We start from the raw sequence: 24,801 nt of genomic DNA, 5'->3' as shown, positions 1-24,801 counted from the left end.
GCAGTTTTTGCTGCCACCTTGTCATTTCTGCCAGGGCCGCACTGTGCAACACTGCGCCCATGACTGCGCCAAACTCGTCCCCGATCACCCCGATAGAGATCGCCATGGTGATCTATCCCGACGCCCAGTGCCTGGATATCACCGGGCCGCTGGAGGTATTCGCCCTGGCCAATCGCCAGCTGCGGGAGGACGGCCGCCGCAGTGACGATGTCTATCGGATCACGCTGCTCGCGGAAGAGGCCGGGCCGGTGTGCATGTCCTCCAGCATCAGGCTGATTGCGGACAGGTCCTATCGCGATGCCGGTGACCTGGACACACTGCTGGTCAGTGGTGGCATGGGCGAAAGCGCCCGGCGGCTGCAGGACGATGCGAAATTTACCGCTTGGCTCAAGCGGCAGGCCACATCCGTCCGCCGCCTGGGCTCCATCTGCAGCGGCGCACTGATACTCGCCAGTGCCGGTCTGCTGACCGGCCGGCGCGCCACCACCCACTGGTCGGACGTCGAAGCGCTGCGGGGATTTCCTGAAGTGGAAGTGGATCCTGATGCCATCTATGTGCGTGACAGCCATGTGTACACCTCCGCGGGCATCACCTCGGGCATCGATCTGGCGCTGGCCCTGGTGGAGGAGGACTTGGTCGCCCCCTGGCGCTGAAGATAGCCAGGCGTCTGGTGCTCTACCTGAAACGCGACGGCGGCCAGAGACAGTACAGCGCGCACTTGTCCAGCCAGGTGGACAGCGACCAGTTCGGTCGGCTGGTCGAATGGATCCACCGCAACCTGGATACCGCGCTGACGGTCGGCACTATGGCGCGGGCGGCGGCCATGAGCCCGCGCAATTTCGCTCGCCGGTTCTTGCAGGAAATGGGTGTGACACCGGCAAAGTTCGTCGAGCGCGCGCGGGTGGAAAAATCCCGGCAGCTGTTGGCGGAACAAAACCTCTCTGCAGAAAAAGTGGCGACCCTGTGCGGCTTCCAATCCCGGGAACAGTTGCGCCGCGCCTTCCGTCGCCAACTTGGCGTCCTGCCCAGCGATTACTGCAAGCACTTCAATCAGTAAAAAAAGAAAACAATCGATTTCCAGAGTTCATCATGAAAAAAATTATAAATTCGGTGTTGGTTGCAGTGCTACTTTCCTACAGCTGCCTGGCCATAGGTCGAGGCGATTTACCGGAAAAACAGCCGCATGGTTATGTTTGCCCGCCGTGCTATCACGTAAAAGACATACGTGAAACGGAAGTGTATGCCCATGACGGCCAATGTCCGGTTTGTGGAATGAACTTGGTCGAGCGGCATACCTATCACGGCGACGTCTCTCCTCTGCTTCATACCGGATCGGGAAATTTCTATTTGCGAATGGGGAAGAATCGTCAGCGCAAGCCAGTATCGATTTTCTATCACAAGCCAAAGAACTTTGGCCCCGATTCCAGAATCCTGTTGGTGGTGCCTGGCGCTGGGCGCGATGCCTGGGGCTACCGCGATAACTGGGTTGAGGTCTCGGAAACCCACAACGTCCTGATCCTGTCTCCTGCTTACCCGGAAGAGGATTACGATTTTGCGGGCTACCATTTGGGTGGCGTGGTCTCGAGCATCGAGTTTACCAATTATTCTACGGAGAAATCTGAGGGAAGAATCAATAAATACATAGTCCGATCCGATCGCGATATCGTATTGGGAAAAATCACAGATAGCGAAGAACGGATTTTCCAAGACTTTGATCGCATATTTGCAGAGGCTGTCGCGGCCACCGGATCAAACCGGGAGAAATACGATATATTCGGACATTCTGCCGGCGGCCAGATTCTGCACAGAATGGCTTTATTCTACCCCCACTCTAAAGCGGATCGGATTATCGCGGCCAACTCAGGGCAATACACCCTGCCAAACAACCGGATCAATTTCCCCTTTGGGCTGGGAGGTACCGAAATCAAGACGGGCAGTTATCAGGATTTCTTTGCTGTCAACCTGACCGTTTTGGTCGGCGAAAAGGACGATGAAAATGAGAGTAGAGGAACACTGCTCTTCACGCCAACGCTAAACCAACAGGGCTTAGGGCGCCTCTCCCGCGCAAGGTACTTCTACAAAATCGCGCAGCAACAGGCGGAGCAGAGCAACACGAAATTCAATTGGAGGCTGCGGGTTGTCGATAATACCGGGCATGACTCCAGACAAATGAGCAAGGCCGCTGCACAAATACTTTACGGCGGCTGAAAAAACTTTTTAAAAAGGCGGTCATCTCATCTAGCCAGCGTGATAAGCGCGGTCTGCCGGAGACGCTTCAACCGCTAGCAATCCCCTGGAAGTCAAAAAACAAGGAAAAAGGATGCGTTTCCTGTTATCGATTCTCCTGCTGGCAGTTCTTAGCGCGATTTGCGGCTACACGCAGGCTCTACCAAGTACAGAGGTGAAGCGCTGGTCCGAGGACATAGACAGCTACCAGCGGCAGTGGAGGAGAGGCATATCAATCTCTACCACTCGGTGGGCAGTGCAGAATTCGATGCAGAATTGCGCCAACTGAAGGCATCGCTGCCGCAACTCAACGAGCAAAACGGCCTACCTCTACTTCCGCAGATATCAGAGCGTCTCGGACATGGAAGATTTCGCCGAAGACGTAGAAGACTATCTGAAAGAGCGTGAAATCAGGAACCTGATCATCGACCTGCGTGACAACGGCGGCGGCGACTTCTTTGTCGGCCTGGCACTGGCGTGGAGGCTGGTGCTCGTCGACGGATTGGACTGGGATCACGGTATCTATACGCTGATCGGCAACAAAACTTACTCCGCGGCCATGAGCAATGCGGCCCAATACCGGCAAATACTCAATGCCAAACTGGTGGGGGAACCGACCGGGGCAAACCCCGTGGGCTACCAGGATATGGGCCAGTTTTCCCTGCCCAACTCCGGCTGGACCATCACCTATTCCAAGCGCAACTATAGATTCCAGGACACCCATTCAGAGGGCGTACAGCCGGACGCGCTGATCGAAACCGATTGGGATAGCTACCGCAGGGGGATAGATAAGCCCCTCGTATGGGTGATGGACGATATTGCGAGAAGAAATGCTGCCGACGGTTAGCTGCTGGCCGCAGCCTGCTGAAGAAAAAATTCGGCAAACGCGCTCAGGTCTTCAAACACCGCGGTGCTGACCAGCTCCGCGTCCGGCTCCCGGATCAGCTGCGCCAGTGTCTGCTCGCCCGCACCGGTTTTCACCAGCACCGGATTGCAGCCCTTTGCCAGCGCCGTCTGCAGGTCCTTTAGCTTGTCGCCGACCATATAGCAGCCGTGCAGGCTGGTGTCGAACTCCGCCTCTATCGCGTCGAGCAAACCGGCCCTGGGTTTCCGGCAGCGGCAGTTGTCGTCGGGGCCGTGGGGGCAGTAGAAGATTGCGGCGATTTCGCCGCCGGCGTCCTCCACCAGTGCGCGCATCTTCGCGTGCATGGCTTCGAGGTCGTCCAGGTCGAAGAGTCCGAGGGCCAGGCCGCTCTGGTTGGTGGCGATCACCAACTGGTGGCCGGCGCGGCTCAGCTCGGCCATGGCCTCGATACTGCCGGGCAGCGGGATCCATTCGTCGGCGGATTTGACGTAGGCGTCGGAGTCGCAGTTGATGACCCCGTCACGATCCAGCACGATGATTGCCATGGTTGTCTTTTCCCGAGGATGAAATTGGCGAGAGCCCGGCGCGCGGACCCCCGCAATCTCGAGCGCTCTCTTTACTTTGCCGGTACCAGCAGCGAGATGTCCGCCACCTCGAGGAACAGCGCGCGCAGCTGTGCCAGCAGCGCCAGGCGGTTGTCGCGCAGTTTTTCGTCGTCGGTCATCACCATTACGTGGTCGAAGAAACTGTCGACGGTTTCGCGGAGTCCGGCCAGGCCGGCCAGGCCCTCGGCAAACATGGAATCCCGGTACAGCGGTTCCACCTCGGCGCGCGCCACCTGCACCGCCGCATAGAGTGCCTTCTCCGCATCCTCCTGCAGCAGGCCTTCATCGACCGCGTGCGGCACCGGGCTCTCCAGCTTGGCGAGAATGTTGGAGACGCGCTTGTTGGCCGCGGCCAGCGCCTCGGCTTCCGGCAGCTGGCTGAAGGCGTGCACCGCGTGCACCCGGTTGTCGATATCCAGCGGGCGCGACAGCTTGCGCGCGGCCACCGACAGGAACACCTCGGTGGCGACACCCTGATCCTCGTAACGGGCGCGGAAGCGCTCGAGGATGTAATGCAGCGTCTGTTCGACCACGCTGTTGTACTCGCCCAGCGCGGTGCGCGGGTAATTGTCGCGGGCCAGCGCCAGCAGCTCGCGCAGATCCAGGTCGAGTCTCTTCTCGACGAGGATGCGGATAACGCCGAGACTGGCGCGGCGCAGCGCGAAGGGGTCGCGGGAACCACTGGGGGGCTGGCCGATGCCGAAGATACCCACGAGCGTATCGAGCCGGTCCGCCAGCGCGATCACGGTGCCGGTCTCGCTCTGCGGCAGCTCGTCGCCGGCGAATTTGGGCATGTACTGCTCGTACATGGCCTTGGCCACGTCCAGCGGTTCGCCGTCATTCTCCGCGTAGTAGTAGCCGGCGATGCCCTGGAGGTCCGGGAACTCGAACACCATTTCGGTGACCAGGTCGGACTTGCACAGCAGCCCGGCGCGCTCGGCCCAGTCCTGGTTGGCGCCGAGCCTGGCGGCGATGGCGCGGGCGAGCGCCGCGACCCGCTCGGTCTTGTCGTGGACACTGCCGAGGTGCTGCTGGAATACGATCTGGCGCAGCTTCTCGCGGCGCGCCGCCAGGCTGGTCTTCTTGTCGGTCTCGAAGAAGAAGGCCGCATCGGCCAGGCGCGGGCGAATCACGCGCTCATTGCCGTGGATGACCTGGGCCGGGTCCTGGCTCTCGATATTGGACACGGTGATAAAGAACGGCAGCAGCTGGCCGTCCGGGTCCACCACGTGGAAATACTTCTGGTGTTCCTTCATCGACGAGATCAGTGCTTCCGCCGGTACGGCCAGGAAGCGCTCCTCGAAGCGGCCGGTCAGCGCCACCGGCCACTCGACCAGCGCGGTCACCTCGTCGAGCAGGTCGTCGTCGATCACCGCCTCGCCGTTGACGTTGTTGGCCTCGGCCATCACCTGCTCGCGGATAACCTCGCGGCGCTCGGCAAAATCGGCGATCACATAGCCGGGCTCGCGCAGCTGCTGCACATAGTCGTGGGTGGAGTGGATCTCGAGCTCGCGATCGCAGTGGAAGCGGTGGCCGCGGCTGGTATTGCCGGCCTTCAGTCCCAGTACTTCACCCTCGACGACGCGATTGCCGAACAGCATCAGCAGCCAGTGTACCGGGCGCACGAACTCCTCGCGGCGCGCACCCCAGCGCATGCGCTTCGGGATCGGCAGCTGGGCCAGGGACCTTTCCACGATGCCCGCCAGCAGGGTTTCGGTGGCGGCACCCTTCTGTTCGCTGACAAAGGCGAGGCGCTCGCCCTTGTCGGTATCGACGCGGCTCAGCTGCGCGAAGGTGACGCCGTTGCTGCGCGCGAAACCCTCGGCGGCCTTGCTCGGCTTGCCCTCCTTGTCGAAGGCGGCCTGCACGGCCGGGCCGAGTTTCTCTATCTGCTTGTCCTGCTGCTGCTCGGCCAGGCCGGACACGGCCACCGCCAGGCGGCGCGGCGCGGCGTAGGCCTTGACCTCGCCGAACTCGAGTTCGGCGCCTTTCAGGCCCTGGGCGATGCCGTCGGCAAAGGCGTCCATCAGTTTGTGCAGCGCTTTTGGCGGCAACTCTTCGGTGCCCAGCTCTACCAGAAAATCCTGCGCCATTACTGCTTCTCCTGTTGTTCGGCCGAGAGTGCGACTTCTTCCGCCAGTATCTCTTTGCGAATGGCCTCCGCGGCCAGCGGGAAGCCGAGGGCGCGGCGCGCATTGTAGTAGGCCTGGGCAACTGCACGCGCCAGGGTGCGCACGCGCAGTATGTAGCGCTGGCGCTCCGTGACCGAGATGGCGTGGCGCGCGTCCAGCAGGTTGAAGGCGTGGGAGGCCTTCATCACCTGCTCGTAGGCCGGCAGCGGCAGACCCAGCTCGATCAGGCGGCCGCTCTCGCGCTCGCAGTGATCGAAGGTGGCGAACAGGAACTCCACGTCCGCCTGCTCGAAGTTGTAGTGCGACATCTCCACCTCGTTCTGGTGGAAGACATCGCCGTAGGTGACCGGGGAACCGTCCGGGTTGCGGGTCCACACCAGGTCGTAGATGGACTCCACGCCCTGCAGGTACATGGCGATACGCTCCAGGCCATAGGTGATCTCACCGGTGACCGGGAAACACTCGAGTCCGCCCACCTGCTGGAAATAGGTGAACTGGGTCACCTCCATGCCGTTCAGCCACACCTCCCAGCCGAGGCCCCAGGCGCCGAGGGTGGGGGATTCCCAGTTGTCCTCGACGAAGCGGATATCGTGAATCGCGGGGTCCACGCCCATGGCGCGCAGGCTGTCCAGGTACAGCTCCTGGATATTGTCCGGCGAGGGCTTCATCACCACCTGGTACTGGTAATAGTGCTGCAGGCGGTTGGGGTTCTCCCCGTAGCGGCCGTCGGTGGGGCGGCGGCAGGGCTGCACGTAGGCGGCGTTCCAGGTCTCGGGACCCACGGCGCGCAGGAAGGTGGCCGGGTGAAAGGTGCCGGCGCCCACTTCCATATCCAGAGGCTGTAGAATGACGCACCCTTGGCGCGCCCAGAAATCCTGCAGGGCAAAGATCAGTCCCTGGAAGGTGCTGAGGTCGAATTGCTTGGACACCGCTATCTCCGGATCAGTATGTGCTTGTGTTTTGCCGACAACGGGCAAAGGGACGCAATTATAGCGGTAGCGGGTTGCGCACTAAAGGCGCCGCGGCCGCGCAACCACAATTGAATGGCCATACAAGTGTGCTGTTTCGCGCTTAATGGCACTTTCAGCGGGCCGCTAAGCGGCCAGATGCAAGGCGCACTTGTGCCGGCATAGCTGGCTACGTCAAACAAGTGCAACGCAGCAGATGGCTGCTTAGCGGCCCGCCCGAAGGGAGCCTCCCAAATTGCCCGCAGCTGCGTTGCCGCTCTTGGAAAGGGCGCGCCATTCCCTGCGAGCGGCGCCTAACTGCAGACAATTTGGGGGGCTCTGAAAGCGCCATTAAGCGCGAAACAGTACACTAAGGCCTGGGCGGGCCTTCCGCACCCGAAACTCGTACAGGAAGCAGTTGCATTGGATATCAAGGGGCGCCTGGCAGTCGGCGCACTGAAGCTCGTCGGCAAACTGCCGCTGCACTGGTCGCGCCGGCTCGGCTGGCTATTTGGACAGGTGGCGGTGCTGAGCCGCAGCGAAAGCCTGCGCGTCAGTCGCATCAACCTCGGTCTCTGCTACCCGGCCATGGACGAAGCGCGGCGGGAAAGGCTCGCCCGCGCCAGTGTGGTACACACGGCGATGACCGGCTGCGAGGTGGCGACCATCTGGCACCAGCCCTGGAGCCGCAGTGAAGACCTGATCGTGCGGGTGCGCAATCAGCAGCTGCTGAGCGAAGGGATGGAAACCGGCCGCGGCGTGCTGGTGCTGATGCCGCACATCGGCAACTGGGAAATATTCGGCATGTACCTGGCGACCCTCGGGTCGTCCACCGCGCTCTATGCGCCGCCGAAGATCGCTGCGCTGGACCCGATTATCCGCGCCGGCCGCGAGGCCACCGGTGTGCATATGGTGCCCACCAACGTACATGGCGTGCGCTCGCTGCTGAAGGCGCTGAAAAGCGGCCATATCGTCATGGTGCTGCCGGACCAGGAGCCGGACCTCGGCGGGGATTTCGCGCCCTTCTTCGGCAAACCGGCGCTGACCATGACCCTGGCCCACAACCTGCTGCAGCGCACGGGCTGCCGCTGTGTCTTCGGTTTCGGCAAGCGGGTGGAGGGCGGCTTCGAGCTGGTATTCCTGCCGGCCGAGCAAGCGATCTACAGCGCCGAGCAAAAGGTGTCCCTGGCGGCGATGAACCGCGGCGTCGAGGCCTGTATCGCCGAGGCGCCGGCGCAGTACCAGTGGGAATACAAACGGTTCAGGAAGCAGCCGGAGGGCAAGAGCCGCATCTACCGCAAGCAGTAGTGGTGGCGCTGCTATAGTGAAGTCCGGTTGCGACGACTGGAATCTCTGATGCAACGCAGGTTACACACCCCGGCCGCAGCGGCATTGGCAGTCGCGCTGGGGCTGGTGCATTTTCATCTCCTTGCACTGCTGTGGGGGCGCCTGCCGCAGTTCAATCCGCTGTTCGGCTGGATGCTGGCTAATCTGGCCGGAAGCGCCTGGTTCTACCCGCTGCTGTGGCTGCACGATCTGCTGATCAGCGTGCTTCTTTCCCTGCCGCTGGCGCTGCTGATCCACTGGCTCCGTCCCCGCAACTGGGCGCCGCTGCTCGCCAGTGCGCTGCTCCCGGCCTTTCTCTATTTCAACTGGCCCCTGATCGGCGATATGCGTGTACAGGTGCTTACCGCGCAGCAGATCGCCGGCTGGCTCAGTCAGATCGCCATGCTGCCCGCGGCGCTGCTGTTGGTACATTGCTTGCGGCACCGGCAAACCGGAAAAGGCGGCGACTGAGCAACACTGGTCGGCAACCGCAGCCTGCCGCTGCCCGCTCATGCGCTTCTGTCGCCCTCCCCGGAGAGGGAGGGGTCAGTGGCTCAGACGCCGTTGCGGAAGGCGACGATCACAGGAATTCGCGCCGCGCGCCAGGCGGGGAAAAAGCCGCTGACGAAGCCGATCAGCAGCGCCAGCAGGGCCCCCTGTACAAACAGATCCGGCGACATCTCGAACTTGAACACCACCTGGGTGAAACTGCCGCCCAGCGTCGACGCATTGAGACCGTCGAAGAACACGAACGCCGCCAGCGAGCCGAGCACCCCGCCGGCGGCGGCCAGCACCAGCGCCTCGGCGATGGTGCCGCAGAAAGCGGAAAAGTTGCCGAAGCCGAGGGCGCGCAGTGTGGCGATTTCCCGGGCCCGGTCCGCCACCGAGGTGTACATGGTATTCAGCGCCCCCGCGAGTGCCCCCAGCGCCATGATAAAACTGATCACCCGGCCGAAGATGGCAATGTATTGCAGCTGCTTGCCCTGACCGGCGAAGAATTCGCGTTCAGTCTGGACGTCCAGGTTCAGGCGCGGTTCGCGGGCGATGGTTTCCTCCAGCGGCGCCAGATCGCCGGCCTTTTCCAATTGCACGCGAATACTCTGGTAGCTGCTGCCGCGGTCGTAGTGGCTCTGGATCATCCTGATATCCGCCCACAGTTCGCTCTCGAACACATTGCCGCCAGTGCTAAAGACACCGACCACGGTCCACACATTCTTGCCGAAGCGCACTTCCCGACCGATATCGAAGCCGTCGAATTCGCGCAGCACACCGGCGCCGACAATCATCTCGTTGGTACCGGGTGTAAACATGCGGCCCTCGATCAGCTGCATATTTTCCCGCATCGCCATGCCGCGCGCATTGAGTCCGCGCAGGGGAATATTGGCCTCGGTACCGGTGGATTTCTTGATACCGTCGACGATCACGTAGAGTTCCGGCGATACCAGTGGGCCCTCGGCATCGCGGGCGATACCCGCCGATTCCTCGATCAGGTTCAACTGCTCGCGCAATACGACGGAATTCAGTTCGGCCGCGGCGCCCTCGCGCATCAGTATCGCCACGCCATCGGAGCCGGCCCCGTTCATGGTGACTTCAAAACCCCTGGCCATGGCGAGGAACGCCAGCAGTATTGCCACCACCACCGCGGAGGCGAGCACCATCGCCAGCGACATCCACAGGCGGCGCGGCAGGCTGCGGATGTTCATCGCCGTCACCGTGGCAATCTGAGAAAGTAGAGATCGCATATTCAAACCCCCCGATTGAATGCGGTGACGATGTTCAGGCGCAGCGCCTGGATCGCCGGCAGCAGCCCAGTCACCAGACCGAGCAGCAGCATGAAGCCGATCGCCTGCAGGATGATGTCCTGGCCCATGATCAGATTGGGCAGAAACCGCGCCATTGTGGCCTTGGCGCCCTCGATCAGAAACCAGGCCGCCGCCAGTCCGCTGAGCCCGCCGAGCAGCGCAACCAGCATGGATTCCGACAGCACCATCCTGAAGATGCGCGGGCTGGAAAAACCCAGGGTTTTCAGCACGGCAATTTCACCGGTGCGCTCGCGAATGGCCAGCGCCATGGTGTTGCCGACTACAACCAGGATGGTAAAGAAGGCCATAAACACCACGCCGAAAATAATCAGGCCGATATTGCCGATCTGTTCGATAAACGCCTTGTTGAATGCCTTCTCGGTACTGGTATCGGTTTCATTCTGCGAATTGGCGAAGGTCTCGTCGATTGATTTTGCAACCTGCTCATTCAGTGACGGATCGTCGGTGGTCAGGGCCAGCCAGCCGATCCAGTCGCCGCCGAATGTCTGGGTTTCCATAAAATATTTGTAGTGAAACACCATTTGCCGGGTGTCGTACTGCTCGTTGCTGCCGGTAAAAATTCCCTCGACGACAAAATCCCAGGTGTGGCCGCCATCCTTGTGGGAAAAAATATTGGAGGAGACCGGTATGCGATCGCCGACTTTCCAGCCGTATATCTGCGCGAGCTTTTCGCCGACCAGCGCGCCCTGGCGGTTCTGCAGCCAGGCTTCGCGCTGGGCGGGCTCCACCACTACTTCGTCGTATACGCGCAGATAGGATTCCGGCTCCACCGCCATGGCCACTATCTGGCTCGACGGCTCCTGGTAATAGCCGCCGAACCAGTTCATATGGGTTACATCCCTGACGCCATCGATGGCGGACACTTTCTGGTAGTAGGCAATCGGCAGCGACTTGGTGAAATTGATGCGGTTCACTACCACCAGGCGGTTGTCGGCCGACAGCTCGATACCGGAATCGAGCGCGCCTTTCAGGGTCGTCACCGCGCCGAAAATCAGGAAGGCGATAAAGATGGCAAAACAGGTGAGAAAGAGCCGCAGCGGCTTTCTCGTCATGTTTTTATAAATCAGATAGAGATCGCTCATGCCACCAGCTCCCGCTGTACGAACTTGCCCTTGTCCAGGTGCAGAGTATGGTTCGCGTATTTGGCCGCAGCCGGATCGTGGGTGACCATGACGATGGTCTTGCCGTGATCGCGATTCAGCAGCTGCAGCATCTCCAGAATCTCGTCGGCGGTGCGGCGATCCAGATCGCCGGTGGGCTCGTCGCAGAGAATGAGTTTCGGATCGGAGACGATTGCGCGGGCGATCGCCACCCGCTGCTGCTGCCCGCCGGACATTTCACTGGGCATATGTTTGGCGCGATCGCTGAGCCCGACGAGGGCGAGTGCGGTTTCGACATTCTTCCGGCGCTGCGCCTTCGATAGTCTGGTCAGCAGCAGCGGCAGTTCCACATTGCGCGCCGCATTGAGCATCGGCATCAGGTTGTAGAACTGGAATATAAAACCGATATTGTGCGCGCGCCATTTGGTCAGCGCACCCTCGCCGAGACTGTCGATACGGGAACCGTCGAACCAGATTTCGCCGCCGCTGGGCTGGTCGACACCGCCGAGCATATTCAGCAGAGTGGTCTTGCCGGAGCCGGACGGACCCATGACGGCGATGAAATCGCCGCGATCGATGGTCAGGTCGAGATGGTCAAAGATCGAAATTTCCTCCTTGCCTTTGACGAATTTCTTGCTGACACCGTTTAGCTGAAACAATACGTCCTGTGACATCGCCAATTCCCTCTTCTGCATATTTGTGTTGTTGTGGGAGCCTGCCCTGCAGGCGAAATCGCTGTGACCTCGCCAGAATCGCCTGCAGGGCAGGCTCCCACAATGGCTATTCTGAATACGCCAGGAACCCCACCTTCACGCCCATATCCGGCAGAATGCGCGGATCCTTGTTATCGATACCGATGCGCACCCGCACCGTCGCCTTGGCGCGGTCGGCCGCCGGGATTATCGCGATCACCGTTGCCGGAATATCCCAGTCGGGATAGGCATCCAGGTTGGCGTTCACCTTCTGTCCCGGCGCGACGCGGCCGATAAAGGCCTCATTCACGTCCACCTCGATTTCCAGCGAATCCATATCGACGATGGTGCAGATACCGGTGCGGGTGAAACCACCGCCGGCGGAACTGGGCGCGACAATCTCACCGGGCTGGGCATTCTTCTGCGTGACGACACCGGCGAAGGGCGCGCGAATAATATGATCCTGCAACTGCTCGCGCTGCCGCGCTACTTCCAGTTGTGCCACTTCGATATCCGCCGCGGCGCTGGCGAGTTGCGCCCGCAGGCTCTCCTCTGTCGCCTCGCTCTGGGTGAGATCGGCCTGGCTCGAGTAGTTCTTGTCGCGCAGGTCCGCATAGCGCACCCGCTGGCGCTGCGCTTCCTGCAGGTTGGCGAGGATGCCGGCGCGGCGCGCCTGCAGCACTTTGATCTGCGCCAGGGCCAAATCCAGATTGACCCGCGCCTTGGCGTCGTCGAGGCGCGCCAGCACCTGGCCGTCGTGCACCTGCATGCCTTCTTCCACGTCGACACTGGTGATCAGTCCCATCACCTCGGCGGAAACCGTGGCCATGCGGCGCGCGGTGATATAACCGGACGCGTTGAGGACTGTTTCATGTACTGTGAAATTTGCCGACGGGACCGCCGGCGCCGGGGGAGTCTGCGCAACCAGCGCGGGCGCCGGTGACGGTGCGTCTCCGGCCAGCAGGGTGGCGGCGGCTGCACCCAGCAGCAGGCCGCCGACGGCGCCGGCCGCTGCGGCGATCCAGGAGTGCGTTAAGTGGGAATCTGCCTCGGGAGCCGCGTCGCGGTCAATTTTCAGCTGACCGAGCAGCTCGCTGGTATTTCTGCTCATGCTTCCTGCTGCGTTTATTCTTGGGCCTGTTAACACTGAATTCGATGGCCCCGTCCCTCCGGGTTGCGCTCCAGAACGGGCCATGCCGCGTTGCTTGTCGCTCATTTAGCGCGCTAAACCGCGCTCCTCGCGCCTTGCCTGGCCCGTTCTGGGGCGGCAACGCGGCTATCGAATTCAGTGTTAACAGGCCCCAACTTCCTGTAGTCCGTTAATGTGGCAGAAACTTACAGGTTTTACTATCGCGCAGGCGTACCGATTGGGGCTCCCGGCGGCGCTCAGTGGCGCCAGAAGGCGGGTGTCAGCAGCACCAGCAGGGTGAAGATCTCCAGGCGGCCCATCAGCATCGCCAGGATCAGAAACCACTTGGCCACTTCGTTGACCGCGCCATAGTGGGCCGCGGCCTCACCGAGTGCCGGGCCGATATTGCTGAGGCAGGAGGCCACGGTCGAGAAGGAGGTGACGAAGTCCTCGCCGGTGGCCATCACGATCACCGTGAGTACGAAAAAAGACAGGATATAAACGGCGAAAAATCCCCAGACGGCATCGGTGACCCGCTCTGGCACTATCTTGCGGTTCACCTTGATCGGCACCACCGCATTGGCGTGCACCAGGCGGTTCAGTTCGCGCAGGCCGGATTTCATGATCAGCATCACCCGCACCGCCTTGATACCGCCGGAGGTGGAGCCGGCACAGGCGCCCATAATGCCGATCAGCAGCAGCACATAAGGCAGGAAGGCCGGCCAGGCGGAGAAATTTTCCGAGGCGAAACCGGCGGTGGTGCCGATGGAGACCACCTGGAAGAAGCCGTGCAGCAGGCTGCCGCCGGCCGTGAAGATGCCCAGGTACCACAGATAGCAGCTGATCAGTACCGCGGCCCAAAAGGTCATGGCCGCGTAGAAGCGGAACTCGGAATCGCGCCAGTAGTGGCGCAGGCTGCGATTGCGGAAGGCAAAGAAATGCAGGCCGAAATTGATCGCCGCGGTGAACATGAAAAAGATACAGACCAGCATGATCGCATGGTTGTTGGCGTAGAAGCCCATGCTGGCATCGTGGGTGGAGAAGCCGCCGTTGGCCACCGTGGAGAAGGCGTGGCCCACGGCGTCGAATACCGTCATGCCGGCCCACCAGTACCCCAGGGCGCACAGCACGGTCAGGATGATGTAGATGACGAACAGCGCCCGCGCCGTCTCGGCGATGCGCGGCGTCAGCTTGGTGTCTTTGACCGGCCCGGGAATCTCCGCCTTGTACAGCTGCATGCCGCCGATCCCCAGCATCGGCAGAATCGCCAGCGCGATCACGATCACGCCGATACCGCCGAACCACTGCAGCTGCTGGCGGTAGTAGAGGATGGCCGGCGGCAGGCTGTCGAGACCGGTGATGGTCGTGGCGCCGGTGGTGGTCAGGCCGGAGATGGATTCGAAAATGGAGTCGGTGATACTCAGCGCCGGCTGCGGGCTGATGATCAGCGGCAGGGCGCCGAAGCTGCCGAGCACCAGCCAGAACAGCGAGGTCACCACGAAGCCGTCCCGCGTGCGCAGCTCCTGGCGCAGGTCGTGCACCGGCAGCCACATAAACAGGCCGGTCACCAGCGTGATCACGAATGCGGCACTGAACGCGGTGTGGGTACCGTCGTGGTACCAGAGAGACACACCGATCGGTGGCAGCAGCGTCAGGCTGAACACCGTCAGGAGTACTCCGAAGACTCGCGCAATTACTGCAATTCGCATTTCAGCCTGTTATCTGTCTTGAAAATTTCTGTAGGAGCGGCCCATGGCCGCGAATACCGGCAAATCTGATCACGACCAACGGCGGATGGCCGCCCCACCGCTTCTACAGGGTGCACTTTTCTAATTAGAAGAAACTGAAGGCCACCTGGAACAGCTGCTCCACGTGACGGGTCTGGCGGCGGTCCACCAGGAAGACGATCACATGGTCGTCGCTCTGCACCACCACGTCGTCGTGAGCGATCAGCACCTCGCTGCCGCCATCGGTCTCGCGGACGATGGCGCCGATCGATGCGCCCTCGGGCAGGTCGATATCCTCGATCCTGCGCCCCACCACCTTGGAGGTGCGGTTGTCGCCGTGGGCAATTACCTCGATGGCCTCGGCGGCGCCGCGGCGCAGCGAGTGCACATTGACCATGTCACCGCGACGTACATGGGTCAGCAGGCTGCCGATGGTGTTCTGCTGCGGCGAGATGGCGATATCGATTTCGCCGCCCTGCACCAGATCCACATAGGCGCGGTTGTTGATCAGCGTCATCACTTTGCGCGCGCCCAGGCGTTTGGCCAGCAGCGAGGACATGATATTGGCCTCGTCGTCATTGGTCAGCGCGAGGAAAACATCCGTATCCTCGATATTCTCCTCCAGCAGCAGATCCTGATCCGAGGCGCTGCCGTGCAGCACGATACTGTGGGAGAGCTCCTCGGACAGGAAAACGCAGCGCTCGTGACTCTGCTCGATGATCTTGACCGAATAGCGGTTCTCCAGCTTGTGCGCCAGGCGCAGGCCGATATTGCCGCCGCCGGCGATGACCACGCGCTTGTAGCCGTGCTCCAGCCGCCGCAACTCGCTCATGACCGCGCGGATGTCGGCGCGCGCAGCGATAAAGAAGACCTCGTCGCCGGCCTCGATCACCGTGTCCCCCTGGGGGATGATCGGGCTGTTGCGGCGATAGATGGCGGCCACGCGGGTGTCCACCTTGGGCATATGTTCGCGCAGGTAGCGCAGCTGGTGTCCGACGAGCGGGCCGCCCTGCACCGCGCGCACCGCCACCAGCTGCACGCGGCCGTCGGCGAAATCCAGCACCTGCAGTGCGCCGGGATGCTCCATCAGGCGCGCGATATATTCCGACACCAGCTGCTCGGGGCTGATCAGTACATCGATGGGGATCGCCTGGGTATCGAACAGCTGCGGATACTGGAGGTAGGACGCGGCGCGCACGCGGGCGATTTTGGTGGGCACACGAAACAGCGAGTGGGCGATCTGACAGGCCGCCATATTGGTCTCGTCATTGTTGGTAACCGCCACCAGGATATCGGCGTCCTCGATACCGGCATCCAGCAGAATGTCCGGGTGCGACGCGTGGCCGACGACGATGCCGATATCGATGCGATCGCGCAGTTCGCGCAGGGTTTTCTCGTCGCTGTCCACCAGCACAATATCGTTGCGCTCTGAGGCCAGGCTTTCCGCCAGCGACCCGCCCACCTGGCCGGCGCCGAGAATGACAATTTTCATATCAGATAAGACTCGCGGCTTTATTACCGCTCTTATTCGGCTTTGCTCAGCAGAGCGTAGTAGAAACCGTCGCCGCCATCGGGGTGAGGAAACAGTTGCACACCCGTCGCCTGCGGCTCACCCCAGGGCACGCCGTGCAGCAATTGTGGCGTATTGTCGCTCGCATCCCCGGTCTCCGCAACGAAGTGGGCCACCACCTCGCGGTTCTCCGCCGGCAGGATCGAGCAGGTGGCGTAGAGCAGGGTGCCACCGGGTTTCAGCAGCGGCCACATGGCGCGCAGTATGCGCGCCTGCAACTGCGCCAGCTCGGCGATATCCGTTTCGCGGCGCAGCAGCTTGATGTCCGGGTTGCGGCGGATCACGCCGGTGGCGGAACAGGGCGCGTCCAGCAGTATGCGGTCGAAGGGCGTGCCGTCCCACCAGGCCTCGGGTTCGGCGGCGTCGGCGCAGATCAGCTCGGCTGCGGCCCCTATCCGCGCGAGATTCTCCGCCACGCGGTCGAGGCGCTCCTCCTCGATATCCAGCGCGCTCAGCCGGATCGACGGCTGCTGTTCCAGCAGGTGGCAGCTCTTGCCGCCGGGTGCGGCGCAGGCGTCGAGCACCCGTTCCCCCGCGGCGGGCGCCAGCAGCAGCGCCGCCAGCTGGGCGGACTCATCCTGCACGCTGACCAGCCCCTCGGCGAAGCCGGGCAGTTCGGTGACCGGGCGCGCCTCGCCCAGCGTTATACCGACCGATGAAACGGTACAGGGGCTGGCGGCGATACCGGCTGCCTGCAATTGTTCCAGATAGTCGGCGCGGGAGGTCCTGGCGGCATTGATACGCAGCGTCAGTGGCGGGTTGGCGTTGTTGGCGCGGAAGATATCGCCGGCCCGCTCGGGCCAGGCCGCCTTGATGCGCTGTTGCAGCCAGGCCGGATGCATGGAGCTGAACTGCGGGTTGCCGGACAGCTTGCGCTGCAGCTGCTCGCGACTGCGCTGGGCGTTGCGCAGTACGCCATTGATCACGCCGGTGGCGCGGTCCAGCTGCAGCGTGCGCGCCGCATTGACGGTGGCGGAAATGGCGGCGTGATCGGGAATGCGGGTGTATTCGAGCTGGTAGAGGCCGAGCAGGATCAGGGCTTCTACCTCAATATCCGCGGGCGGCTTGCGCAGCAACTTGCCGGCCAGCAGTTGCAGTCGCGGTGCGGTGCGCGCGCCGCCATAGCAGAGTTCGCGCAGCAGCGCGCGGTCGCGTTCGTCGACCTGCTCTTCGGCGCGGGGCAAAAGCCGCGCCAGTGAACCCTGGCCGGCGAGCAGAGACGCCAGCACCTGGGCCGCCAGGGCGCGAACATCGCCGTGCGCTTGGATCTTCATTTAGGCTCCCAGGCGGCCGCCGGGTGCGAACAGCTCCCGGTAGCCTTTGAGTATTTCCGCCGCGGGCAGTGCCTTCTTGCCCGGCAGTTGCAACAGCTGCAGGCGCAGCGCCTCGCGGCCGCAGGCGACCAGAATGCCCTCGTCGTCGGCGCCGAGGATGGTACCGGGCGCGTCGCCGTGGCAGCCGCGCTCCAGCTGCGCGCCGTAGATTCGCAGGCGCTGTTCGCCCTTGTTGTCGGCGTAAGTCGTCCAGCAGACCGGGAAGGGATTGAAGGCGCGGATCTGCCGCTGCAGTTCCTCGGCCGGACGCTGCCAGTCGATGCGCGCCTCCTCCTTGGTGATTTTGCCGGCGTAATTGGCGCGGCTATTGTCCTGAATCTGCGGTTGTGCCGCACCGGCGGCCAGCTGCTGCAGGGCGTCGAGCAGTGCCGGGCCGCCCAGTTCGGCCAGCTTGTCGTGCAGGCTGCCGCCGGTGTCCGACGGCGATATGGCGCAGCGACTCTCCACCAGCACCGGGCCGGTATCCAGGCCGGCTTCCATCTGCATGATGGCCACGCCACTTTCACTGTCGCCGGCCTCGATGGCGCGTTGGATCGGCGCCGCGCCGCGCCAGCGCGGCAGCAGGGAGGCGTGCACGTTGACGCAGCCGAGCCGCGGAGTGTCCAGCACCGCCTGCGGCAGTATCAGGCCGTAGGCGACCACCACCATGATGTCCGCCTTCAGCGCCGCCAGTTCCGCCTGGGCCTGCTCGTCGCGCAGGCTGAGTGGCTGGTAGACGGGAATACCGTGCTTTTCCGCCAGCTGTTTGACCGGACTGGCGAGCAGCTTCTTGCCGCGCCCGGCCGGTCTGTCCGGCTGGGTATAGGCGGCGATGACCCGGTGCCCGCTGTCGACCAGTGTCTGCAGGTGTACGGCGGCAAAGTCCGGCGTGCCGGCGAAGATGATGTTCAGTGGCTGAGTCATAGATTCGGTGAGGAAAGGCCGCCGGGCAGTCCGGCGGCGGGAAACTTTAATAGGGTCTGCGGTGCCAATCGGAGCAGTGGCGCCATTTACCGCGCGGACGCTTCAGGCGCGCTTGCGCTGGGATTTTTCCAGTTTGGAGCGGATGCGATTGCGTTTGAGCGGGGAGATGTAATCCACGAACAGCTTGCCGTCCAGGTGGTCCACCTCGTGCTGGATGCACACTGCCAGCAGGCCCTCGGCCTCGATGGCAAAGGCCTCGCCTTCGCGGTCCAGCGCCTTGATGCGCACCTTGCGCGGCCGCTCCACCGTTTCGTAGAAGCCGGGCACCGACAGGCAGCCCTCGTCGTACTGGTGTATCTCCTCGTCCAACACCTCGATTTCCGGGTTGATGAACACCAGCGGTTCGCTCTGGTCTTCGGATACGTCGATCACCACGATGCGCTGGTGCACGTTTACCTGGGTCGCGGCGAGGCCGACGCCCGGCGCGGCGTACATGGTTTCGAACATGTCATCCACCAGCTGGCGCAGCTCGTCAGTTACCCTATCGACAGGTTTGGCAACCTGGCGCAGGCGCGCATCGGGAAATTCAAGAATCTCAAGTTTGGCCATAACACCCTGGGCATCTCTATAAATCTACTGTGCGCGCCCCTGGCGGCGGCCGGCGGTGCTCGGACTGCTCATGTACTTCTTGTACACTCCGCTTCCTCCGCGCCGGCGGTCACCACCAGCGACACGCTCGCCACGATTTCTAGAGCTGCCCAGCTGTGACAAACTTCTAGTATTCGTGGAACTTGCGCTGATAACATAATGATCGCGCTCGATATTTGCCGAATGGAGTCTCTGTTTCCGCTGACGCCCGGCGTCAGGCTCCAGCCACTCTTCCGGACTTACTTTCCCGGTGGCGCAGCGGCCCGGCGCTGTGAATTATAGCGATAAAGAGCATAGGAATGCTTCCATGAAAAAAATTATCCTGGCCGCTGCCGCAATGCTGGCGGTGACCTTTGGCATTCAGGCGCAGGATCAGGTGCGCTTAAATCCCGACCACCCGGATGAATACGTGGTACAGAAGGGCGATACGCTCTGGGATATTTCCGGCAGATTCCTCGCCCAACCCTGGTACTGGCCGGAGATCTGGCAGGTCAACCCGCAGGTTGAAAACCCCCATCTGATATACCCCGGCGACCGCCTGCGCCTCATCTATGTGGGGGGGCAACCGCAGTTGCAGCTGGAGCGCGGCCCGACCGCCTACCGCTTGACCCCCGCGAGTGGCAGCAGCCTGCAACCGCAGGTGCGCCGCGAGGCGGTGGGCGAGCCGATTCCGGCGATCCCGCTGGACGCGATCAACGCCTTCCTGTCCCATACCCGCATCGTCGCCCCGGACGCATTCCGCGGCACACCCTATGTGATTTCCGGCTCCGAACAGCGCATCCTGATGGGCGCCGGCGACAAGATTTACGCCCGCGGCGATTTCCGCGTGCCCCTCGCCTCCTACGGCATCTACCGCCCCGGTCCCGTCTACGCGGACCCGATCACCGGCGAAACCCTGGGTCAGCAGGCACTGGACGTGGCCACCGTCGACCTGCTGCAGCTGGACCCCGACAGCCGCAAGGACTTCGCCGTAGCGACACTGGGCGTCGCGCGCACCTCGCGGGAAATCCGCCTGGAAGACCGCCTGATGCCGGTGGAAGAGCGCGCCATCGCCGCTCTGTTCCAGCCGGGCGCGCCCGCGGTGCCGGTGGACGGGGTTATCCTCGGCGTGGAAGAGGGCGTCACCCAGATCGGCAAATACGACGTGGTGATCGTGAACCGCGGCGAGCGCGAGGGCCTGCAGCCGGGCCACGTGCTGGCGATCTACAAGCGCGGCGCCGTCGTGCGCGACTATATCGAGCGCGACAGCGTCAAGCTGCCGGACGAGCGCGCCGGGGTCCTGATGGTGTTCCGCGCCTTCGAGAAGATGAGCCTCGCGCTGGTCCTGGAAGCCGACCGCCCGCTCGAAGTACTGGACCTGGTGCGCAACCCTTAGGAACCGCAGAAAAACTACTGCGCGTGCGCCTGGCGGCGTCCGGCGGTGCTGGTGCGCCAGCCCGGTCGCAATCCTCACGTACTGAAGTACGCTCCGGTTGCTGCGCTCCGGCGGCCACCACCAGCCACCCGCTCGCTACGTTTTTCAGCGGTCCGGTATTCGATTTGCAAACGCGCGGCGGGCTTTTCTGTTTGGCCCGCCGTTCTCCTGAAAACAGCATCGCACGGTAAATCGCATGGATGCGCTGACCGCTACTCTGGCCCTGCTGCGCCTCGAAGGCATGGGCCCCGGCCGCTACTGGCAACTGCTCGAACACTTCGGCGATCCCGCCCAGGCCCTCCAGTCCCTCCCCGATATCCTGTTGCAGAGGCTGCCCGAACGGGCGCAGGCGCAGTGGCGCGATTTCTCGCGCCGCGGCGACCGGAGCGAACTGCTGGCCTGGGCACAGGCGGAGCGCGAGCGCTGCGCCGACGCCGGCGTGCGGCTGCTCCACGGTGGCGACGACGATTATCCGCAACTGCTGGCGGAGATTTCCCGCCCGCCGCCGCTGCTCTATGTCCGCGGCGCCGTGGACGCCCTGCACCTGCCGCAGATAGCGGTGGTGGGCGCGCGCCGCGCCAGTGCCGGCGGTCTCGACAACGCCCGCGCCTTTGCCGCGGAACTGGCCGGCGCCGGCTTCGCGATCACCTCCGGGCTGGCGCTCGGCGTGGACGCCGCCGCACACCGCGGCGCCCTCGACGCCGCCGGCATTACCCTGGCGGTGCTCGGCACCGGCGTGGACAAACTCTATCCGCGGCGCAACGCGATTCTGGCGCAGGAGATCGTCGCCGGCGGCGGCGCGGTTATCAGCGAATTCCCCTTGGGTAGTACTGCGGAGGCGGCCAACTTTCCGCGTCGCAACCGCATCATCAGCGGTCTGTCACTCGGGGTGCTGCTGGTGGAGGCGGCGCTGCGCTCCGGCTCCCTGATCACCGCGCGCCTGGCGCTGGAGCAGAATCGCGAGGTGTTCGCCATCCCGGGCTCGATCCACAATCCGCTGGCGCGCGGCTGCCACAGGATGATCAAGGACGGCGCGGCACTGGTGGAGACCAGCGCCGATATCGTCGAGCAGTTGGGCGGCCTGCTGGCGCAGCCCGAGACTGCACCAGAATCACAACGACCACCCCTGGAACCGCGGCAGCTGCGCCTGATCGATGTGCTGGGCGGAGACCCCCGCAGCATGGAGCAGCTGGCACGCGATACGGGCCAGGGTACCGGCGAGCTGATGGCGCTCTTGCTGCAACTGGAGCTGGCGGGGCTGGTTGAACAGTTGCCCGGCGGCTACCAGCTGACTCCACGGGGCGCAGGCTACCTGGAGCCCGCCGAATGACGCGCTTACTCTCGGCCGCGCGAATGACTGCCAGACCGCTCGCGCCGCCGCAATAGTGCGTCAATACTTTTCGGGAGCCGAGCTACGGGAACCGCGCGATCAAAGGGGTTTGTGATGTCGGGAATAAAAGCTGTCGTTGGGGCGCTTATCTTCACCACGAGTGTGGGCATGTCCGCCGCGCGGGCGGAATCCTGCACTTCTCTCGACGACCTGCGCTGGCTGCTGGGCCACTGGACTGCCACCGACGGCGGTAAGCGGATGACGGAGCGCTGGCAGCGGGTGAGCGCACAGACTTTCGAGGGCATAGGCAGCAGTCAGGGGGCAGACGCCGATACCGATCTGGAACTGTTGCGCCTGGCGGAGATGTCAGGGGAGATTTTCTACCTGGCCAAGGTCAGCCACAACGAACTGCCGGTGGCCTTCAAGCTGACCGACTGCTCTGGCAGTGCGGCGGTGTTCGAGAACCCCGCCCATGATTTCCCGCGCCGGCTGGAGTACCGGCTGATGGCTGCAGGGCGGCTGCAGGTGCTGGTCAGCGGTGCCGGCGGCAAGCGCTTTACGCTCGACTTCCGCCGCGAGAGCTCTTGATGGCCCTTTAACCCAAAGTCGCCGTCGCCAGGCGCGCGCCAAAGCCGAGAAACAGGCCGCCGACTCCGCAGCTGGCCGCGGCGCTCAGGCGGCGCCTGCGGCGGAACTGCTGCGCGAGATAGGTGCCGCCGAAAATCAGCAGTGACAGGTAGAGCGCGCTGCAGACCTGCACTATGGCACCGAGGACCAGAAACGACACCACCGGGTAGGGGTAGTCCGGATCCACGAACTGGATAAAGAAGGATATAAAAAACAGTATCGCCTTAGGGTTCATCAGACTGATCGCCAGCGCGCGCGCAAAGGGGCGCGCAGGGTCGATCTGCGGCTGCTCGGCAGGGGCGTCTTCGCCGCGCCACTTCGTCAGCGCGGAGCGCAACAGCCCGATGCCCACCCAGGCCAGATAGGCAGCGCCGGCGAACTTGATGACCGCAAAAAGCGGTGGGTAGGCCCGCAACAGGGAGGCAGCCCCGGCGGCAGAGAGCAGCATCAGTATGGCATCCCCGACAAAGACCCCGCAGGCGCCGCGATAGCCGGCACCGGTTCCCCAACGGGAGGCGACCGACGCCACGTACAGGGAATTGGGCCCGGGCAGCAGCACTATGGCGATGGTGCCGAGCACAAATGCAGTGAGATCGGTGATGCCGTAAAACATTGGTGGTCCCTGTTGCTCAATGCTTCGCCACTGGCGGCAGTGGAAAATACCACAATATGGGGTGTCCCGGTCTATACCCTGGCGTACAAATCCAGACGGGTGCACAGGCCCGCCGAGCCTTGTCTAGGCTGGTACTATCCGCTAAATTGCGGCGCTCCCTGAGAAGCAACTGTAGCGAAAACTGCAGAACCGCAAGACCCGAAGAGTCCCAATCCTTGGCAGAAAGTAACAGTCACAGCCTGTATAGCGCGGGCTTCTCCCTGGTCAGTGCCGTGCGCGCATTAGCTGCCGGCGGGGTCATCGCCCACCCCACGGAATCGGTATGGGGACTTGCCTGCGATCCCAACAATGCCGAGGCGGTTGCCCGCCTGTGCCAGCTGAAAGGTCGGCCTCTGGAAAAGGGTTTGATCCTGGTATCCGGCGACCAGCATCACTTCGATGCGCTGTTGCACAACCTCACCGGCGACCAGCGCGCGCGAATCGACGAGACCTGGCCCGGCCCGGTGACCTGGCTGGTTCCGCATTTTGATCAGGTGCCGCCCTGGGTCTCCGGTATCCACCACAGTGTCGCCCTGCGCCACACCAACCACCGTTTCACCGCAGCATTAACGCGTGCCTTTGGCGGTGCTATCGTATCCACCTCCGCCAATCCAGCCGGCTGCCAACCCGCGCGGCACAAGTTCCAGGTGCTGCGCTACTTCGGCGACCGCCTCGATTTTGTCGGTGGCGGCAACACCGGCGGCCGCAGCGCGCCCAGCGAGATCCGTGATCTCGTCAGCGGCCGTGTCGTCCGCGCCGGCTGAGCGCGCCTGTGGTCCAGATCCCCGGGGCCCAACCTCTCCCGCAATACAGGAGCTGCCCATGACCGATGCCGATACCGAAATCCCGATTCGGGCCGTGAAAGACTATCTGCTGGAACTGCAGGACCGCATCTGTGCCGAGCTGGCGGCGGTGGATGGCAAGGCATTTGTGGAAGATGCCTGGACCCGGGAGGGCGGCGGTGGCGGGCGCACCCGCGTGCTGGAAAATGGCAATGTCATCGAAAAGGGCGGGGTCAATTTCTCCCATGTGCACGGTGACAGACTGCCACCCTCCGCCACGGCAGCGCGGCCGGAACTGGCCGGCCGCTCCTTCGAGGCCATGGGGGTTTCGCTGGTGATTCATCCGGCAAACCCCTACGCGCCCACCAGTCACGCCAATGTGCGTTTATTTGTGGCGGAAAAAGAGGGCGCGGAACCGGTGTGGTGGTTCGGCGGTGGCTACGACCTCACCCCCTACTACGGTTTCGAGGAAGATGTGGTGCACTGGCACCAGACTGCGAAAAACGCCTGCGAGCCCTTCGGCGAGGAGATCTATCCGCGCTTCAAAAAGTGGTGCGACGAGTACTTTTATCTCAAGCATCGCGATGAGGCCCGCGGCGTGGGCGGGCTGTTTTTCGATGATTTCAACGAGGGCGGTTTCGACAGTGCCTTCGCGTTTATGCGCTCGATAGGCGACAGCTACCTCGACGCCTATCTGCCGATTCTGAAAAAACGCAAGGACATCGAGTACGGCGAGCGCGAGCGCGACTTCCAGCTGTACCGCCGCGGCCGCTATGTGGAGTTCAACCTGGTCTACGACCGCGGCACCCTGTTCGGACTGCAGAGCGGCGGCCGCACCGAATCGATCCTGATGTCACTGCCGTCGGAAGTGCGCTGGCGCTACAACTGGCACCCGGCGCCGGGCTCCGCAGAGGAAAAACTCTACACGGAATTCCTGCCCCACCGGGATTGGCTCAAGTAAACAGGGAG

Annotated in this window: 24 protein-coding genes; 11 read left to right on the top strand and 13 right to left on the bottom strand. The window is 63.0% G+C overall.

The window, feature by feature from the left end; translation table 11 throughout:
- The first annotated feature begins 59 nt into the window (after positions 1-59).
- The 4 genes from RRF64_RS12015 (at position 60) to RRF64_RS12000 (ending at position 3,073) form a co-directional block, all read left to right on the top strand.
- On the top strand, positions 60-653 hold the full coding sequence (locus tag RRF64_RS12015; RefSeq protein WP_323846126.1) for an AraC family transcriptional regulator: 594 nt from the start codon (positions 60-62) through the stop codon (positions 651-653).
- A 17-nt stretch (positions 654-670) separates the two neighbouring features.
- A complete protein-coding gene (locus tag RRF64_RS12010; protein WP_323846125.1) occupies positions 671-1,057 on the top strand; it encodes a helix-turn-helix domain-containing protein in 387 nt (128 codons plus the stop codon).
- A gap of 32 nt (positions 1,058-1,089) precedes the next feature.
- On the top strand, positions 1,090-2,208 hold the full coding sequence (locus RRF64_RS12005; RefSeq protein ID WP_323846124.1) for a hypothetical protein: 1,119 nt from the start codon (positions 1,090-1,092) through the stop codon (positions 2,206-2,208).
- Between the two features lie 379 nt (positions 2,209-2,587).
- Positions 2,588-3,073, top strand: a complete 486-nt coding sequence (locus RRF64_RS12000) for a S41 family peptidase (RefSeq protein WP_323846123.1) — start codon at positions 2,588-2,590, stop codon at positions 3,071-3,073.
- On the opposite strand, the gene gmhB is transcribed toward RRF64_RS12000, so the two are convergent.
- The 3 genes from gmhB to glyQ form a co-directional block, all read right to left on the bottom strand.
- Positions 3,070-3,636, bottom strand: coding sequence for a D-glycero-beta-D-manno-heptose 1,7-bisphosphate 7-phosphatase (gene gmhB, locus RRF64_RS11995; RefSeq protein WP_323846122.1), 567 nt, complete (start codon positions 3,634-3,636; stop codon positions 3,070-3,072). The genes RRF64_RS12000 and gmhB overlap by 4 nt on opposite strands.
- Positions 3,637-3,707: 71 nt before the next feature.
- Positions 3,708-5,789, bottom strand: coding sequence for a glycine--tRNA ligase subunit beta (glyS, locus tag RRF64_RS11990; protein WP_323846121.1), 2,082 nt, complete (start codon positions 5,787-5,789; stop codon positions 3,708-3,710).
- A complete protein-coding gene (gene glyQ / locus RRF64_RS11985) occupies positions 5,789-6,757 on the bottom strand; it encodes a glycine--tRNA ligase subunit alpha (RefSeq protein WP_323846120.1) in 969 nt (322 codons plus the stop codon). Before glyQ ends, glyS begins: the two co-directional genes overlap by 1 nt.
- Before the next feature lie 441 nt (positions 6,758-7,198).
- On the opposite strand from glyQ, the gene RRF64_RS11980 reads away from it, so the two are divergent.
- Positions 7,199-8,083, top strand: coding sequence for a lysophospholipid acyltransferase family protein (locus RRF64_RS11980; protein ID WP_323846119.1), 885 nt, complete (start codon positions 7,199-7,201; stop codon positions 8,081-8,083).
- 48 nt (positions 8,084-8,131) lie between these two features.
- Positions 8,132-8,572 carry a hypothetical protein gene (locus RRF64_RS11975; RefSeq protein WP_323846118.1) on the top strand — a complete coding sequence of 147 codons (441 nt, stop codon included), beginning with the start codon at positions 8,132-8,134 and terminating at the stop codon, positions 8,570-8,572.
- 83 nt (positions 8,573-8,655) lie between these two features.
- Here the strand turns inward: RRF64_RS11975 and RRF64_RS11970 are convergent, their stop codons facing one another.
- The 9 genes from RRF64_RS11970 to def all read right to left on the bottom strand — a co-directional run bounded on the left by RRF64_RS11970 (position 8,656) and on the right by def (position 18,988).
- Entirely contained in the window at positions 8,656-9,843 is a 1,188-nt protein-coding gene (locus RRF64_RS11970; protein WP_323846117.1) for an ABC transporter permease, read from the bottom strand.
- 2 nt (positions 9,844-9,845) lie between these two features.
- A complete protein-coding gene (locus tag RRF64_RS11965; RefSeq protein WP_323846116.1) occupies positions 9,846-11,006 on the bottom strand; it encodes an ABC transporter permease in 1,161 nt (386 codons plus the stop codon).
- The gene (locus RRF64_RS11960) at positions 11,003-11,698 is read right to left on the bottom strand and encodes an ABC transporter ATP-binding protein (RefSeq protein ID WP_323846115.1); all 696 of its coding nucleotides are present in this window, start codon (positions 11,696-11,698) and stop codon (positions 11,003-11,005) included. The genes RRF64_RS11965 and RRF64_RS11960 overlap by 4 nt, the downstream gene beginning before the upstream one ends.
- A gap of 106 nt (positions 11,699-11,804) precedes the next feature.
- Positions 11,805-12,827 carry an efflux RND transporter periplasmic adaptor subunit gene (locus tag RRF64_RS11955; RefSeq protein ID WP_323846114.1) on the bottom strand — a complete coding sequence of 341 codons (1,023 nt, stop codon included), beginning with the start codon at positions 12,825-12,827 and terminating at the stop codon, positions 11,805-11,807.
- 275 nt (positions 12,828-13,102) lie between these two features.
- Positions 13,103-14,554 (bottom strand): TrkH family potassium uptake protein, encoded by a 1,452-nt coding sequence (locus RRF64_RS11950; protein ID WP_323846113.1) that lies wholly within the window; start codon positions 14,552-14,554, stop codon positions 13,103-13,105.
- 124 nt (positions 14,555-14,678) lie between these two features.
- Positions 14,679-16,064: a Trk system potassium transporter TrkA gene (gene trkA, locus RRF64_RS11945; RefSeq protein ID WP_323846112.1), complete on the bottom strand. Its 1,386-nt coding sequence runs from the start codon at positions 16,062-16,064 to the stop codon at positions 14,679-14,681.
- A gap of 32 nt (positions 16,065-16,096) precedes the next feature.
- On the bottom strand, positions 16,097-17,416 hold the full coding sequence (gene rsmB / locus RRF64_RS11940) for a 16S rRNA (cytosine(967)-C(5))-methyltransferase RsmB (RefSeq protein WP_323846111.1): 1,320 nt from the start codon (positions 17,414-17,416) through the stop codon (positions 16,097-16,099).
- A complete protein-coding gene (gene fmt, locus RRF64_RS11935) occupies positions 17,417-18,379 on the bottom strand; it encodes a methionyl-tRNA formyltransferase (protein WP_323846110.1) in 963 nt (320 codons plus the stop codon).
- 102 nt (positions 18,380-18,481) lie between these two features.
- The gene (gene def / locus RRF64_RS11930) at positions 18,482-18,988 is read right to left on the bottom strand and encodes a peptide deformylase (RefSeq protein WP_323846109.1); all 507 of its coding nucleotides are present in this window, start codon (positions 18,986-18,988) and stop codon (positions 18,482-18,484) included.
- A 346-nt stretch (positions 18,989-19,334) separates the two neighbouring features.
- Between def and RRF64_RS11925 the strand changes: the two genes are divergently transcribed.
- The 3 genes from RRF64_RS11925 to RRF64_RS11915 all read left to right on the top strand — a co-directional run bounded on the left by RRF64_RS11925 (position 19,335) and on the right by RRF64_RS11915 (position 22,359).
- The gene (locus RRF64_RS11925; protein ID WP_323846108.1) at positions 19,335-20,402 is read left to right on the top strand and encodes a LysM peptidoglycan-binding domain-containing protein; all 1,068 of its coding nucleotides are present in this window, start codon (positions 19,335-19,337) and stop codon (positions 20,400-20,402) included.
- Positions 20,403-20,637: 235 nt separating this feature from the next.
- Positions 20,638-21,771, top strand: a complete 1,134-nt coding sequence (gene dprA, locus RRF64_RS11920) for a DNA-processing protein DprA (RefSeq protein WP_323846107.1) — start codon at positions 20,638-20,640, stop codon at positions 21,769-21,771.
- A 114-nt stretch (positions 21,772-21,885) separates the two neighbouring features.
- Complete coding sequence (locus RRF64_RS11915; RefSeq protein ID WP_323846106.1) at positions 21,886-22,359, top strand: DUF6265 family protein; 474 nt, start codon at positions 21,886-21,888, stop codon at positions 22,357-22,359.
- Positions 22,360-22,366: 7 nt separating this feature from the next.
- On the opposite strand, the gene leuE is transcribed toward RRF64_RS11915, so the two are convergent.
- Entirely contained in the window at positions 22,367-23,011 is a 645-nt protein-coding gene (gene leuE / locus RRF64_RS11910) for a leucine efflux protein LeuE (protein WP_323846105.1), read from the bottom strand.
- A 215-nt stretch (positions 23,012-23,226) separates the two neighbouring features.
- Here leuE and RRF64_RS11905 point away from each other — a divergent pair, with 215 nt between their 5' ends.
- Complete coding sequence (locus tag RRF64_RS11905) at positions 23,227-23,814, top strand: L-threonylcarbamoyladenylate synthase (RefSeq protein ID WP_323846104.1); 588 nt, start codon at positions 23,227-23,229, stop codon at positions 23,812-23,814.
- Positions 23,815-23,872: 58 nt separating this feature from the next.
- Complete coding sequence (gene hemF / locus RRF64_RS11900; RefSeq protein WP_323846103.1) at positions 23,873-24,793, top strand: oxygen-dependent coproporphyrinogen oxidase; 921 nt, start codon at positions 23,873-23,875, stop codon at positions 24,791-24,793.
- Positions 24,794-24,801 lie beyond the last annotated feature (8 nt).

The sequence above is a fragment of the Microbulbifer magnicolonia genome (assembly GCF_035117725.1).
Lineage (GTDB): Bacteria > Pseudomonadota > Gammaproteobacteria > Pseudomonadales > Cellvibrionaceae > Microbulbifer > Microbulbifer magnicolonia.
Note: the sequence above shows the minus strand (reverse complement) of the source record. Positions and strands in the feature narration are given on the sequence as shown.